The sequence below is a fragment of the Streptomyces ortus genome (assembly GCF_026341275.1).
Taxonomy (GTDB): Bacteria; Actinomycetota; Actinomycetes; order Streptomycetales; family Streptomycetaceae; genus Streptomyces; species Streptomyces ortus.
In genome coordinates this window covers 4,504,503-4,518,213 of record NZ_JAIFZO010000002.1, presented here as the reverse complement: position 1 = coordinate 4,518,213, position 13,711 = coordinate 4,504,503, and the positions used below count along the sequence as shown (strand labels likewise).

Here is a 13,711-nt window from a genome sequence, read left to right as displayed (position 1 = left end):
CCGGGCAGGGAACCGGAGGGGCGGCGACAGTCAACTCAGGAAGACGCTGATGGACTACTGCTCCTCGTGCCGCCGGCATCTCAACGGCGCCCTGGTGTGCCCCGGATGCGGCGCCTACGCCCCCGACATCGCCCCGGTCACCGTCAGCCGCCCTCCCGTCCAGCCCCGGGTCACCCTGGCCGCCGCGACCACACCGGCGGCCCAGGTGCCGGACCTCTCCGACTCGCCGAGCCACGGCACGTACGACGGCGACACCGAGGGCGAGGGCGCATACGACCACGAGGGCTTCCCTGGAGCGACGCCCGCGCCCCAGGGGCGGGCCGCACGCCGCCGTCAGCGCGCCCGGTGGAAGAAGAACCAGCGCCGGGCCGTCGTCGCGACCGCCGTCGCGCTCGTCGGGGGCGGTCTGACCTTCACCGCCATGGACCGGCTCTCGGCCGACCGGGCGGAGGCCGCGTCGGCTCCGGACGCGGCGGGCCCGGGCGCGAATACGAGGACGAACGCGGGGACGAACGCGGGCTCCGCGCAGGAGGAGAAGACGCGGTACACGCGTCCCCCCTCGACACGGCCCGACGCCGGTCGGCCCTCGGCGGACGCGTCCACACGGTCGCCCGCGAGCGGCCGGTCGGCCGAGCGCGGTCCCGTCGCCCCGTCCTCCGTCGCCCCGCAGGGCTCCCGGCCCGACGCGCCCGCGTCGGACACGGCGTCGGCGTCCGGCCGGCGGTCACGAAGCGCAGCCTCGGGCTCGTCCGCGGACTCCTCCTCGGCCGCGTCGTCGTCCTCGTCGTCCTCGTCCGAGGACACGTCCGGCGGCACGGCACCGCAGCCGTCCGCACCGGCCGGCACCGACGGGACGAACGGTTCCGGCGGTACGGGCGGGTCGGACCCGGCCACGTCACCGGCGAGCCCCTCGCCGTCGGCGACGTCGCCGTCGCAACTCTGCCTGCTGGTGCTCTGCATCGGCTGAGAACCTGTGTCATGTCTCCGGTGCCCGCCCGTGGTGTGACGGTCGCCGCCGGTGTCGTGCCCACCGGCGGCGACCGCACCGCCCTTTCGCGCCGCCCCCCGGCAGCGGTTGCAGGGCTTGAAATCCCTCGTCGGGGCCGCGGCGGCACGCGGGAGTGCACCGCCGTCGGGTCCGCAAGGGACATGTGGACAGGGTCCCGCTCGCAAAGGGAAGCGGCGGGAAGGGGAGCCGGAGCTCGCCCGGAGTGCTCGATCGCCTCGTCCTGGCACCGGGAATCAGGGACTGGTGCACCCGGGGGCCGGGGGCGCGAGGGAAGCCGTGGACCACGGCTTCGTCGTCATCGGCGGGCTCGGGTCCTGACCACGCGGTCAGGTGAGCCTCGCTCAGCATTCTGTTCCGAGCGTAAGCGAGACCGGCGGCCCTGCACAGCCCTGTGAACCGTCATCCGTCGGGCGACCCCGTCCACGGCCACGCGAAGGGCCGACGAGGCTCCCCGATATGACGGCGCATCACCGCACATTGCGAAGGCACCGTTTACCGCGGCGGCTCCTGCCGGGATGATGCCGAGTCCGGGGACACCCGTCCCGCGGCCGGGGGGAGGCCCGTATGGCAGAGGTGTACTTGCGCAGACTGTCCCGGTGGCAGGCGGAGCAGCAGCGGGACGCCGTCGCGGACGTGTACGTCAGCGCGTACCGGGGTGCGGCAGGGGCGGAATACCGAGACCGCCGGGGTTTCCTGCACCGGCTCGAACAGCATGTGCAGCACACCGGCTTCGACATGATGGTCGCCGACACGGCCGGGACGGTCGGCTGCGCGTACGGGTTCCGGGTGCCGCGTACCGGCGAGTTCTGGTCGGACTTCCAAGGGGAACTGCCCACGGACATCGAGGAACTCACCGCCTCGGGCCGTACGTTCGTGCTCGCCGAACTGATGGTGGTGCCGGCCCACCGCCGCCACGGCATCGCCACCCGCCTGGTCGAACGGCTGCTGAGCCGGCTCGACGCCGACCTGGTCGTCGCGGCCACGGAGCGCCACTCCGACGGCCACTCCGACGGCGACGGGGACGGGGACGGGCCCGTCGGAGGCGCCGGGACGCCGGGTGCCGCGGCGGAGGCGTTCCGCGCCTGGGGATGGTCGAGATTCGGTCTCCTCGGGCCGCACACCGCCCTGGACCTCTCCTACGGCGCCGGTCCCGGCCCGGACTCGGTGGCCCGGGAGGTCTGGATCCGCAGACCGCTGCGGTGACCCCCCGGTGCCCGGCGGCGGATGTCCCGCCGGGCTTCCGGGCGGGACACCCGCCGTACCGGTCAGACCCCCGCGGGGGACGGTCCGACCAGCTCCGACAGGACGTCCTCCATGGTGACGAAGCCGAGGACCTTGCCCGCCTCGCCGGTGACCGCCGCGAGGTGACTGCCCGTGGCCCGCAGCGCGGTGAGCGTGTCGTCGAGCGGGGTGTCGATGCGGACTCGCGTCACCGGGTGCAGGGCGCTCCGGGGGAACGGCCGGTCACGGTCGACGACGCCGAGGGTGTCCTTGATGTGGAGGTAACCGAGCAGCGTGCCGTCCCCGCCGGTCACCGGGAGCCGGGAGAAGCCGGCCTCGGCCGCCGCCCGTTCCAGCCGCGCCGGGGTGACGGTGTCGTCGACCGTACGCATCCGCTGGGCCGGGACGAGGATCTCGCCGACCGGGCGGGTGCCCAGCTCCAGGGCGTCGCGCAGCCGTTCGCCGTCGGCGGCCGTCAGGAGCCCGGCCTCGCTGGAGTCGACGACCATCCGGGCGAGCTGGTCGTCCGTGAACGCCGACTCCACCTCGTCCTTGGCCTCCACGCGCAGGAGCTTGAGCAGGGCGTTGGCGAAGGCGTTGATGCCGAAGACGAACGGCCGCAGGGCCCGGGTGAGGGCCACCAGCGCCGGGCCGAGGAGCAGCGCGGTCTGCGCGGGCGCGGCGAGCGCGACGTTCTTCGGCACCATCTCGCCGAACAGCATGTGCAGATACGTCGCCACGGTGAGCGCGATCACGAACGCGATCGGGTGCACCAGGCCGTGCGGGATGTGCGCCGCCTCGAAGGCGGGCTCCAGCAGATGCGCGATGGCCGGTTCGGCGACCGCGCCCAGCACCAGCGACGAGACGGTGATGCCGAGCTGGGCGGTCGCCATCATCGCCGAGATGTGCCGCAGACCCCACAGGGTCATCCGGGCCCGCTTGTTGCCCGCCTGGGCCAGCGGCTCGATCTGGCTGCGGCGTACGGAGATCAGGGCGAACTCGGCGCCGACGAAGAACGCGTTGGTCAGCAGGGTCAGGGCGCCGATGAGCAGTTGGATGGTGGTGGATGTACTCATCGTGACTCCCGCGCGCTCTGACCGACCGGTTCACCGTCGTGATCGCCGTCGTGACCGTCGTCGCCCCCGCCGTCGTGATCGCCGCCCGGCTCGTCGGCCGGTCCGGTGATACGGACGCGGTCGGCACGGTGGTGCTCCACGGCGAGGACGTCGAGCCGCCAGCCGGCCAGGTCGAGGGCATCGCCCTCGGCCGGGATGCGGGCCAGCCGGGTGGCGACGAGGCCCGCGACCGTCTCGTACGGGCCGTCCGGTGCGCGCAGGCCTATCGCGGCGAGTTCGTCCAGCCGTACGCCGCCGTCCGCATCCCAGGCCGGGCGGCCGTCCGCCGTGGCGGGGGCGGGCAGCAGGTCGGGGATCTCGACGGGGTCGTGCTCGTCGCGGACCTCTCCGACGACCTCCTCCACGATGTCCTCCACCGTGGCGACGCCCGCCGTGCCGCCGTACTCGTCGATGACGACGGCCATCGTGCGGGCCGTGCGCATGCGCTCCAAGAGCCGGTCGGCGGGCAGGCTGTCGGGCACCAGGAGCGGGGCCGTGGCCAGCTCGGTGACGGGGGTCGCGGTCCGCAGGCCCGGTTCCAGGGCGAGGACGTCCCGGATGTGGACCGTGCCGACGACCTCGTCCAGGCTGTCGCGGTAGACCGGGAAGCGGGACAGGCCGGTCGCGTGCGAGAGGTTGGCGGCGTCGGCGGCCGTGGCGTGCGCCTCCAGCGCCCGCACGTCGACGCGCGGTGTCATCACGTTCTGTGCGGTCAGCTCGCCCAGGTGCAGCGTGCGGACGAACAGTTCGGCGGAGTCCGGCTCCAGGGCGCCCTGCGCGGCCGAGTGCTGGGCCAGCGCGACCAGTTCCTCGGGGCCGCGCGCGGAGGCCAGCTCCTCGGCGGGCTCCAGGCCGAAGCGTCGTACGAACCGGTTCGCGGTGTTGTTCAGGTGCCGGATGAAGGGGCCGAAGGCCGCCGTGAAGGCGCGCTGCGGTCCCGCGACCACCTTGGCGACGGCCAGCGGGCGGGAGATCGCCCAGTTCTTCGGGACCAGTTCGCCGACGACCATCAGGACGACGGTGGAGATGACCACGCCGAGCAGGGTCGCCGTCGTGGAGGCCGCGCCGCCCAGGCCGACGGCCTTGAGCGGTCCCTGCAGGAGCACGGCCAGCGAGGGTTCGGCGAGCATGCCGATCACCAGGGAGGTGACGGTGATGCCGAGCTGGGCGCCGGACAGCTGGAACGTCAGCTTCCGTACGGCCTTGAGCGCGCCGTCGGCGCCCCGCTCGCCCGCTTCGGCCGCCCGCTCCAGGTCACCGCGCTCGACGGTGGTCAGCGAGAACTCGGCCGCCACGAACACCGCGCAGGCGAGCGTGAGCGACAGGGCGAGCAGGAGCAGCAGGATCTCGGTCACCGTGCCACCCCCGCTCCCGTACGCGTGTGGCGCGGGCGGGGGGTGGCACGGCTGGTACTAGGAGGTTCACCCATGGTGGAACCGTTGCTCCTTCGTCGTCTTCAAGCGTTCCCCCCAGTGTAAAGGAATCGCAAAGTACGTAGTCCAGAGGTGCCGGGCACGAGTGGCGCAGCTCACGTTCTCCCAGGTGGGGCGTGGGCCGGGGGTACCTGATTCCGGTACGGCGGGCCGCCCTTAACCTCTACATGAAAGTAGAGCACGACCCGGCACGACCACCCGTACATGAAGGAGTGGACCCCTCAATGGTGTTCAAACGGCTGCTCGGATCCCTCGGCGTGGGCGGCCCCACGGTGGACACGGTCCTGAGCCCCGCGCCCGCCCTGCCCGGCGGCACCCTCTCGGGCGAGATCCGGCTCAGGGGCGGCGGCTCGGACGCCGACATCGAGCACATCACGCTGGAACTGGTCGCGGGCGTCGAGGCCGAACACGAGGAGGGCGAGAGCGAGAGCGAGGGCGGGGTCGTCTTCGACCGGTTCGCCGTCGGCGGCGGCTTCCGGCTCGCCGAGGGCGAGGAGCGGACCGTCCCGTTCGTTGTCACGCTCCCGTGGGAGACCCCGGTCACCGAGCTGTACGGACAGGAGCTGGGCATCACCCTCGGCCTGCGTACGGAGCTCTCGGTGGCGGGAGCGCGGGACAAGGGCGACCTGGACCGGCTGACCGTGGCGCCCCGGCCCGTGCAGGAGGCGATCCTGGAGGCGTTCGGGCAGCTCGGCTTCGGCTTCAGGTCCGCGGACCTGGAACTGGGCCGGATCGGTGGCACGGGCCAGCAGCTCCCCTTCTACCAGGAGCTCGAACTCACCCCGTCGCCCGCGTACGCCCACGCGGTCAACGAGATCGAGGTGACCTTCCTCGCCGCCCCCGCCGGAATGGAGGTGGTCCTGGAGGCCGACAAGCGCGGCGGCCTCCTCTCCTCGGGCGACGACACGCTCACCCGGTTCACCGTCTCCCACGAGGGCGTCGGCCACCAGGACTGGAACGCCGTGGTCGACGGCTGGGTCCGGCAGCTGGTCGAGCACCGGGAGTCCTACGTTCCCGACGCGGCGTACGGCCACGACCGGCACGAGACGCATGAGGTGCACGAGCGGTCGGTCCCCGGCATCGGTACGGGGGTCGCCGCGGGTGCGGCGGGGCTCGCGGTCGGGGTGGCCGGCGGACTCGTGGCGGCGGAGGTCGTGGACGAGGTGGGCGACTTCTTCGAGGAGGACGAGGACTCGGGCGAGGAGGAGGAAGCGGGGGAGGAAGCGGGGGAGGACGAGGGCTGACGGCTCGCCGTCACCCATGAGGCCCGCTCCGGCGCGGAGGTCGAGGCTCAGCCGTCACCGTCCGCGCCGGGGTGGTCGGGGTGGGTCAGCAGGTCACGAAGGAGTCGCTCGTCGTCCGGTTCCAGGGACGTCACGAAGCTGGCGAGTACGGCTTCCCGGTCCTGTTCGCCGTCCAGGACCCGGCGCATGCGGCGGGCGGCCAGGCCCGCCTCGTCCGAGGCCGGGGTCCACGCGAAGGACCGGCCGACGCGCTCCCGCGTCACCGCGCCCTTGGCGAGCAGCCGGGTCAGGATCGTGACGACCGTCGTATAGGCGAGATCGCCGTCCAGCCGCTCCTGCACCCAGCCCGCCGTCGCGGGCCCCTCCGCCGCGCACAGGGCCGACAGGACCTGCGCCTCCAGCTCGCCCTGTCCCCGCCGTGGGGGACGCTGCCGTCGGTCCGTCACGTCCTGTCTCCTTCCTTATTTTCTACAGTGCTGTAGATTCTGCCTCACGAGGTACGTTCGCACCAATAAGGAGATCGGCGTGGGAGTTTCCCTTTCCAAAGGCGGCAATGTCTCGCTCAGCAAGGAGGCGCCGGGCCTGACTGCCGTGCTGGTCGGCCTCGGCTGGGACGTGCGGACCACGACGGGCACGGACTACGACCTCGACGCGTCGGCGCTGCTGGTCGACGAGTCGGGCAAGGTCCTCTCCGACCAGCACTTCATCTTCTACAACAACCTGAAGAGCCCCGACGGGTCGGTCGAGCACACCGGGGACAACCTCACGGGTGAGGGCGAGGGGGACGACGAGTCGGTCAAGGTGGACCTGGCGGCCGTGCCGGCCGAGGTCGCGAAGATCGTCTTCCCGGTCTCCATCCATGACGCCGAGGCGCGCGGGCAGAGCTTCGGGCAGGTGCGGGGGGCCTTCATCCGGGTCGTCAACCAGGCGGGCGGCGCCGAGATCGCGCGTTACGACCTGTCCGAGGACGCCGCCACCGAGACGGCGATGGTCTTCGGCGAGCTGTACCGGCACGGGGCGGAGTGGAAGTTCCGTGCGGTGGGCCAGGGGTACGCGTCCGGGCTCGCGGGCATCGCCTCGGACTTCGGCGTCGGCGTCTGAGGGGGCGGGGCGGAAGGGGAGGGGTCGCGCGTGTTCGGGCTGAGCGAGCTCGCCGTCGTCCTCGTCGTCGTCATCGTCGTCCTGGCCGTGAAGAAGGGGCCGGATCTGGCGCGTTCGGCGGGGAAGTCGGCGCGGATCCTGAAGGCGGAGAAGAGGGCGGCGGAGCCGCCCGCGGAGCCGCCGGCGGAGGGGGGCGCGGAGGGGGGCGCGCCGCGGGTGGTCCGGGGGGAGGTCGTCCCCCCGAAGGATCCACCGACGCCGCCGTCGGGGGCTTGAACGGGGGCCGATGGATCGAGCACGGCTCGCCTGCGGCTGACTGCACTGTTCCCCGCGCGCTTCAGGCGGGCGGGAAGGCTTAACAGCCCTGGCTCAGAGCATGACGGGTGGTTCCGGACGTTCTGTCGGCGTCCGAAACCGCTTGGTCAAGAGCACTTCGTCATGCAGCGAGGAGGTTTGATGCCTGACGGCTCCAGCCGGACCGTCCGCTCCCGCATCGCTCACGCAGAGCACCTCGCATGATCTGCACGTAACCCTCAAGCGAACCACGGTTGCGGATTCACCCAAGATCACAAAAATAGGGGTTTAGCCTACAGACACCGACCAGTTCGACGGGGAGTCTCCTCGCCCAGGGGCGGCCGATCCCAACCGTGATCCTGACTCTTCCAGCGGACCTTGCTTTGCTCGGGTTGAAGGCCCCGATAGCGGGAGTCAGTCGATGACGCGGATCATCACGGTCAGGACCGGCGAGGCCGGTGACGGCTGGCTCTGTCCGATGTCCTCGTACCCCCAGGACTTGTAGAGCGCGTGGACCTTTCCGTCCCCGGCGGCCGGGTTGACCATGAGGGTCACGTACAGCTCGTCGCGGGTGGCGAGGAGGGCGTCGTGGATGCGGCGGGCGGTACCGGTCTTCCGCCAGGTCGGCCGGACACCGATCTCCTTCAGGGCCACCGCCGGGCGCTCGGTGTACTTCTCGGCCGGCGTCGGGCTGGTGCGCTGCCAGTAGCGGTCGCCGTGTTCGATGGTGTTGCTGTAGGCGTAGCCGACCGGCTGTCCGTCTGCGTATGCGAGGACAACTGTGAACCCCGACTCCATGCAGTGCCGGTCCAAACGCTCGCCGAATGCCGTGACCGCGTAGTTCGGCAGGTGGAGCAGGGGGGCGCGCACGTCGGCGTACACGTCGAGGAGGTCGCCGCGGGCGGTGTCGAGGGTGGTGAAGGTGCGCAGTTCGAGGGCGGGCGCCGTGGTCATGCGGCCATCCTCCAGGTGGCAGTGTGCTCGGTCCAGGTCTGTGCGGTGGAGTTGCCCGGCGCGGCGGCTCGCAGTGCGGCCCCGAACTCCTGCAGCATGCGAGTGACCCGGGCGTGCTGGGTGGCGGCCTCGGCGGGGACCTTCATCGCGGTGGCCGTGGCGGCGTCGGGGGCGCCCTGTGCGAGCTGGGCGTGGGCGAGCCGGGTGGTGGTGATGGCCCGGGAACGGATCATGTGGGGCCGGAGCGCGGACATGCAGCGGTGGGCGTGGTACTCGGCGGTCGAGTAGTCGCCGAGCGCCAAGTGAGCACACAGTGCCAGGGAGTCCAGTTCGGCCTGGTCGTAGAAGGCGAGCATCCACACCGGCCGGTAGTCGGCGGGGTCGGCGCGCAGCATGGCGTCCTGTGCCTGCTCGAAGGCTCGGTGGGTGCCGGTGCGGTCCTGTGCTGCGCCGTGGATGGCGCCCTGCCGGGCCAGGCCGAGGGACGCGAACAGGGGATCCCGGCGTGTGAGGTGCAGGTTGCGGGCGACGTCGTTGGCGGCGAAAGCGTCCGCCGGGCGGCCCATGTGGCGGTACATGGTGCCCGCGTGGCTCCAGGTGCGGAACTTGATCGTCTGGTCGCCGGACATCTCGGCGAGGGCTTGAGCCTCGCGCATGTGCGCCTTGGCGACGTCGTAGCGCCGGCCGTCGATGGCGGCCCACATCGCGGAGGAGCGGAAGGCGGCTGCGGAGGCGTAGAGGTTGCTGCGTACGCGCTGGGTGGCGCTGCCCGCGTTCTGGAGGTTGAGCGCCTCGTCGGCGAGGGCGGCGGCCCGCTGCTCGATGCCGAGTTGTCCGCCGTGGCGGTGGTCGCTGGCGATGATCTCGGCGAAGCGCTTGTTCAGGCGGTTGACGTCGCTCATGCCGATACGGCGCGGTGACGCGGCGCCGGGCGCGGCTGCTGCTGCGGCAGCCGCCGCGATGCTGCCGACGAGAGTACGGCGCTTCATGTCGAGGTCCTCCTGCTGCGGTGGGGCCGGGGTGGACGAAGGCCGGCTCCGTGGCACGAACCCTAAAGCGACGGCGGGTAATCCGGTGACGTCCTCAAGTGCCTTGCGGGCGGCTGACTTCGGCCAGGTGACCCGGCCCGCTTTCCACGCGCGCACCGATGAGCCGTCGAGTCCTCCAGGGCGCCCGGTCAACCGTTCAATGGCCCTGTTCACGGCCTCGGCGAGGCAGTTGGAGCTGTAGCCGTGTTCGGTCATCCACGCCTCAAGAACGGTGTTGCGGGTGGTGTCCATACGGGCACGGTAGCCCGCTCGATCCCCGCTCACCAGGTAAAGCAGAGGTCAAAACGCCCTAGGTGACTCCATCGGCTGAGTGCCTGAACGCCCTAACCAACATGCTTTGAAAGGGAGTTGTCTGGGTGCTGGTCGCCCGCCGCGCTCAACCGTACGGGCGGCTGTTGACGGCCCGGCCCTCCCCCGCAGTTCCCCCGCGGGGGAGGGCCGGGCGCCGAGACGACACGAAGGCTCCACCCCGATGACGAGTCTGAGAACACCAGTTGCGGCCCTCTCCGCCGGCCACCCCACGTACAGCCAGACCTTCCCGTGCGAGCCGTCCACAGCCGAGCTCGGTCGCGATCTTGTCCGGGACGTCCTCGGCGTATGGCATCTCGATGATCTCGCCGACCGTGCTGCGCTGATCATCACAGAGCTCATCGCGAACGCCTCCAGACACACTCCGTGTCCCGAGATCCGCCTCACGGTTGGCCGGCCGAGTTCGACTCGACTGACGAACTGCGAGGAGAACTGATGGCGGCTCTGTGCGCCAGCGACCGCGTGATCCGGGAAAGCCTCGCGCGTTCCTCCGATCCCGGAGGAACGCAGCCTCTGCGGTTCTGACGGTGTCTGTCGACGCTGTCGGTGCGGGTCCCCCACGCGTCTCAAGGGCGTGGCCGGTCACCGGCGCCATGCGCCTCGTTACTTCTCCGCAGGTGCGTCCGGGCTCGGGACCAGGTCCCGGTCCTGTGCTGCGTCGGCCGCCGGCTCCGGCGCGCGCGCCGACCCCCGCCTCCCCACCCACGCCGCCACCGGCTCCGTATACCGCGCCGTCAGCGGCCCCACGATCACCAGGATCAGCACATACGCCGTGGCCAGCGGCCCGAGCCGCGGCTCGATCCCGGACGTCACCGCCAGCCCCGCGATGACGATCGAGAACTCGCCGCGAGCGACCAGCGTCCCCCCGGCCCGCCACCGCCCCTTCGCCGAGATCCCCGCCCGCTTGGCGGCCCAGTAACCCGTCGCGATCTTCGTCCCAGCCGTGACCAAGGCCAGCGCCAGCGCCGGCAGCAGCACCGGCGGGATGCTCGCCGGATCCGTGTGCAGCCCGAAGAAGACGAAGAACACGGCCGCGAACAGGTCCCGCAGCGGCGACAGCAGCCCGTGCGCCCCCTCCGCCACCTCCCCCGACAGCGCGATCCCGACGAGGAACGCCCCCACGGCCGCCGACACCTGCAACTGCTGCGCCACACCGGCGACCAGCAGGGTCAGCCCCAGCACCACAAGGAGCAGCTTCTCCGGGTCGTCGCTCGACACGAACCGGGAGATGTGGCGGCCGTACCGCACCGCGACGACGAGCACGAGCCCGGCGACCCCGAGCGCGATGGCGAGCGTCGCACTGCCCGCCGCAAGACCCGCACCGGCCAGCAGCGCCGTGATGATCGGCAGGTAGACCGCCATGGACAGGTCCTCGAGGACCAGGATGCTCAGGATCACCGGAGTCTCACGGTTGCCGAGCCGCCCCAGGTCGCCGAGGACCTTGGCGATGACTCCGGACGAGGAGATCCAGGTGACTCCGGCGAGGACGACGGCGGCCACCGGCCCCCACCCGAGCAGCAGCGCCATCGCCGCGCCGGGCAGGGCGTTCAGAGCGGCGTCCACCAGCCCTGCCGGGTACTGGGTCTTGAGGTTGGAGACCAGGTCGGTCGCCGTGTACTCGAGCCCGAGCATCAGCAGCAGCAGGATGACGCCGATCTCCGCGCCGATCGCGACGAACTCCTCGCTGGTGCCCAGCGGCAGCAGCCCGCCCTCGCCGAAGGCCAGCCCGGCCAGCAGATAGAGCGGTATCGGCGAGAACTGGAAGCGTCCGGCGAACCTGCCGAGCAGTCCGAGACCGAGGATGATCGCACCGAACTCGATCAAGAAGACCGCGGATGAGTGCACGTGTCACTCCCTTCCGAGTATGGTCGCGGCCGACTCCACGCCCTCGCGGGTGCCGATCACGATCAGGGTGTCCCCGCCGGCCAGCCGGAAGTCCGGCGTCGGCGAGGGGATGGCCTCGGCGCGGCGCAGTACGGCGACGATCGACACACCGGTCTCCGTCCGCATGCACGTGTCGCCCAGCAGGCGTCCGTTCCAGTGCGAGGTCGACGACAGCTCGATGCGTTCGGCGACCAGGCCCAGCTCGGTCGTGGACAGCAGGCTGGGGCTGTGGTGGGCGGGCATCAGGGCGTCGATGAGCGCCGCGGACTCCCCCGCGGAGAGCCGGACGGACAGGGCGCAGGCGTCCGGGTCGTCCTTGCGGTACGCGCTCAGCGTCCGGCCGCCGTCGCGGTGCGCGACCACGGAGATGCGGCGTTGCTCGCGGGTCGTGAGGTCGTACCGCACCCCGATTCCCGGCAACGGCGTACTGCTCAGGCGTGGAGTGCCCATGACTGGTCCCCTGTCCGATGTCGATCTGCTGATCCGTCAACCCTACGGCGGGCGGCGGACCCCGCTCGCGCGGTTCCCGCCCCCCTTTCCGCAGGGGCGCGGGGAACCGCGCGGCCGGACCCCGTGCCGTCAGTCGGTCACGTCGACCTTGCCGTTGGCGGGCGCCGCGGCCGGCGCGGCGGGGGCAGCCGCCGGCCCGGTGATCCTGCGCAGCAGGTCGGGCAGGTCGACCCCGGTGGTGGAGCTGAGCAGTTCGACCCCCTGGGCGACGTTGTCCGCGACCGTACGGGACAACTGGCTCGCCCCGTCCGTCGAGATCACCGTCATCTTGTCGACCGCGCTGAGCGGCTCGGACGCCTTGGCGACCACCTGCGGCAGCACCTCGACGAGCATCTGCAGGACCGCCGCGTCGCCGTACTGGGAGAACGCGTCGGCCTTCTTGCGCATGGCCTCCGCCTCGGCGGCGCCCTTCGCCCCGATCGCCGCGGCCTCGGCCTCACCCTCGATGCGTACGGCGTCGGCGAGCGCGGCACGGTGCGCCTTCTCGCCCTCACCGGTCAGCCGGGACCGCTGGGCGTCCGCCTCGGCCTGCTTGACCAGCGCGACCCGGCGGGCCTCCGCCTCCTGCTCGGCCTGGTAACGCGCCGCGTCGGCCGGCTTGCGGACCTTGGTGTCCAGCTCGCGGTCGGTCAGCGCGGCCTGCCGCTGGGCGACCTTCTCCTGCTCGGTGAGGACCTCCTGGCTGCGGGCCGCCTGGGCGAGCGGACCGGCCGCCGCGGCACGGGCCGCCGCCTCGTCCGTCTCGGCCTTGATCTCCGCGGTCTTGAGCGCGAACGTCCGCTGGGCGATCGCGATCTCCTCCTCGGCCTTCAGCCGGGCCTGCTCGGCGGCGCGCCGGGCCACCGCCTCCGCGATGTCGGCCTCCTGCTTGGCGCGGGCGGCCTCGGGGCGCCCGAGGTCCTCCAGGTACGAGCCCTCGGTGGTGATGTCCTGGATCTGGAAGGCGTCGAGCACCAGGCCCTGCCCGGACAGGCTGGCCTCGGCCTCCTCGGCGACCTGCCCGGCGAACGCGGCACGGTCCCGGATGATGTCCTCCACCGACATCCGGCCCACGATGGAGCGCAGCGCGCCGGAGAGCACTTCCTGGGTGAAGCCGACGATGCCGTTCTGCTGCATCAGGAAGCGCTGGGCGGCGGCGCGGATGGAGTCCTCGGTGCCGCCGACCTTCACGATGGCGACCCCTTCGAGGTTCGCCTTGACCCCGCGCAGGGTGACCGCGCCGCGCACCGTGATCGGGATGTGCCGGCTGGACAGGTCGAGGGTGAACTTCTGCTGGACGAACGGCACGACGAAGACGCCGCCGCCGACCACGACCTTCTGGCCGCTGTTGTCGGTGAACACGCGCCCGGTCTCCGGGTCGGTGGACTTCTTGCCGCGCCGCCCGGTGACGATGAAGGCCTGGCTGGGCCCGGCCACCTTGTACCGGGTGACGACGACGAGTGCGAGCAGGACGAGGAGTACGACGACTCCCACGACCGCGACGAGTACGGGACTCATGAGGAATTCCCCCCTTGCCACCCCCAAGGCGGCAGATCGCTATGGAACAGAACCAATAAGCAGGTGCAAGAAGCAGGTGCAAAAAGCAGGT

13 protein-coding genes and 1 pseudogene are annotated in these 13,711 nt (G+C 71.7%); 6 read left to right on the top strand and 8 right to left on the bottom strand.

The window, feature by feature from the left end; translation table 11 throughout:
- The first annotated feature begins 49 nt into the window (after nucleotides 1-49).
- Nucleotides 50-967 (top strand): SCO2400 family protein, encoded by a 918-nt coding sequence (locus K3769_RS23310; RefSeq protein WP_267028300.1) that lies wholly within the window; start codon nucleotides 50-52, stop codon nucleotides 965-967.
- Between the two features lie 606 nt (nucleotides 968-1,573).
- Complete coding sequence (locus tag K3769_RS23305) at nucleotides 1,574-2,212, top strand: GNAT family N-acetyltransferase (protein ID WP_267028299.1); 639 nt, start codon at nucleotides 1,574-1,576, stop codon at nucleotides 2,210-2,212.
- Between the two features lie 62 nt (nucleotides 2,213-2,274).
- Here K3769_RS23305 and K3769_RS23300 read toward each other — a convergent pair whose 3' ends face one another.
- Both K3769_RS23300 and K3769_RS23295 read right to left on the bottom strand, forming a co-directional pair.
- Nucleotides 2,275-3,306, bottom strand: coding sequence for a hemolysin family protein (locus K3769_RS23300; protein WP_267028298.1), 1,032 nt, complete (start codon nucleotides 3,304-3,306; stop codon nucleotides 2,275-2,277).
- Complete coding sequence (locus tag K3769_RS23295) at nucleotides 3,303-4,700, bottom strand: hemolysin family protein (RefSeq protein WP_267028297.1); 1,398 nt, start codon at nucleotides 4,698-4,700, stop codon at nucleotides 3,303-3,305. The genes K3769_RS23300 and K3769_RS23295 overlap by 4 nt, the downstream gene beginning before the upstream one ends.
- Nucleotides 4,701-5,002: 302 nt before the next feature.
- Here K3769_RS23295 and K3769_RS23290 point away from each other — a divergent pair, with 302 nt between their 5' ends.
- Nucleotides 5,003-6,022, top strand: coding sequence for a sporulation protein (locus K3769_RS23290; RefSeq protein ID WP_267028296.1), 1,020 nt, complete (start codon nucleotides 5,003-5,005; stop codon nucleotides 6,020-6,022).
- A gap of 47 nt (nucleotides 6,023-6,069) precedes the next feature.
- Here the strand turns inward: K3769_RS23290 and K3769_RS23285 are convergent, their stop codons facing one another.
- Nucleotides 6,070-6,468, bottom strand: coding sequence for a BlaI/MecI/CopY family transcriptional regulator (locus K3769_RS23285; RefSeq protein WP_267028295.1), 399 nt, complete (start codon nucleotides 6,466-6,468; stop codon nucleotides 6,070-6,072).
- Nucleotides 6,469-6,547: 79 nt separating this feature from the next.
- On the opposite strand from K3769_RS23285, the gene K3769_RS23280 reads away from it, so the two are divergent.
- The gene (locus tag K3769_RS23280; protein ID WP_210881578.1) at nucleotides 6,548-7,123 is read left to right on the top strand and encodes a TerD family protein; all 576 of its coding nucleotides are present in this window, start codon (nucleotides 6,548-6,550) and stop codon (nucleotides 7,121-7,123) included.
- Between the two features lie 30 nt (nucleotides 7,124-7,153).
- Nucleotides 7,154-7,399, top strand: coding sequence for a twin-arginine translocase TatA/TatE family subunit (locus K3769_RS23275; protein ID WP_267028294.1), 246 nt, complete (start codon nucleotides 7,154-7,156; stop codon nucleotides 7,397-7,399).
- A gap of 432 nt (nucleotides 7,400-7,831) precedes the next feature.
- On the opposite strand, the gene K3769_RS23270 is transcribed toward K3769_RS23275, so the two are convergent.
- Together K3769_RS23270 and K3769_RS23265 are read right to left on the bottom strand one after the other, a co-directional pair.
- The gene (locus tag K3769_RS23270; protein ID WP_267028293.1) at nucleotides 7,832-8,371 is read right to left on the bottom strand and encodes a GNAT family N-acetyltransferase; all 540 of its coding nucleotides are present in this window, start codon (nucleotides 8,369-8,371) and stop codon (nucleotides 7,832-7,834) included.
- Nucleotides 8,368-9,651 carry an NsdA family TPR-like regulatory protein gene (locus K3769_RS23265; protein ID WP_267028292.1) on the bottom strand — a complete coding sequence of 428 codons (1,284 nt, stop codon included), beginning with the start codon at nucleotides 9,649-9,651 and terminating at the stop codon, nucleotides 8,368-8,370. The genes K3769_RS23270 and K3769_RS23265 overlap by 4 nt, the downstream gene beginning before the upstream one ends.
- Nucleotides 9,652-9,892: 241 nt before the next feature.
- Here K3769_RS23265 and K3769_RS23260 point away from each other — a divergent pair.
- A pseudogene (locus tag K3769_RS23260) lies at nucleotides 9,893-10,144 on the top strand (ATP-binding protein); the annotation flags it as partial.
- A gap of 188 nt (nucleotides 10,145-10,332) precedes the next feature.
- On the opposite strand, the gene K3769_RS23255 reads toward K3769_RS23260, so the two are convergent.
- The 3 genes from K3769_RS23255 to K3769_RS23245 form a co-directional block, all read right to left on the bottom strand.
- Complete coding sequence (locus K3769_RS23255) at nucleotides 10,333-11,574, bottom strand: cation:proton antiporter (protein WP_267028291.1); 1,242 nt, start codon at nucleotides 11,572-11,574, stop codon at nucleotides 10,333-10,335.
- A gap of 3 nt (nucleotides 11,575-11,577) precedes the next feature.
- A complete protein-coding gene (locus K3769_RS23250; protein ID WP_267028290.1) occupies nucleotides 11,578-12,063 on the bottom strand; it encodes a cation:proton antiporter regulatory subunit in 486 nt (161 codons plus the stop codon).
- A 129-nt stretch (nucleotides 12,064-12,192) separates the two neighbouring features.
- On the bottom strand, nucleotides 12,193-13,620 hold the full coding sequence (locus K3769_RS23245) for a flotillin family protein (RefSeq protein ID WP_267028289.1): 1,428 nt from the start codon (nucleotides 13,618-13,620) through the stop codon (nucleotides 12,193-12,195).
- Nucleotides 13,621-13,711: the final 91 nt, after the last annotated feature.

Bases quoted from the DNA above. Each gene is read 5' to 3' on its own strand.
- K3769_RS23310 (WP_267028300.1), top strand. From the start codon at position 50: ATGGACTACTGCTCCTCGTGCCGCCGGCATCTCAACGGCGCCCTGGTG.
- K3769_RS23305 (WP_267028299.1), top strand. From the start codon at position 1,574: ATGGCAGAGGTGTACTTGCGCAGACTGTCCCGGTGGCAGGCGGAGCAG.
- K3769_RS23300 (WP_267028298.1), bottom strand. From the start codon at position 3,306: ATGAGTACATCCACCACCATCCAACTGCTCATCGGCGCCCTGACCCTG.
- K3769_RS23290 (WP_267028296.1), top strand. From the start codon at position 5,003: ATGGTGTTCAAACGGCTGCTCGGATCCCTCGGCGTGGGCGGCCCCACG.
- K3769_RS23270 (WP_267028293.1), bottom strand. From the start codon at position 8,371: ATGACCACGGCGCCCGCCCTCGAACTGCGCACCTTCACCACCCTCGAC.
- K3769_RS23265 (WP_267028292.1), bottom strand. From the start codon at position 9,651: ATGGACACCACCCGCAACACCGTTCTTGAGGCGTGGATGACCGAACAC.
- K3769_RS23250 (WP_267028290.1), bottom strand. From the start codon at position 12,063: ATGGGCACTCCACGCCTGAGCAGTACGCCGTTGCCGGGAATCGGGGTG.
- K3769_RS23245 (WP_267028289.1), bottom strand. From the start codon at position 13,620: ATGAGTCCCGTACTCGTCGCGGTCGTGGGAGTCGTCGTACTCCTCGTC.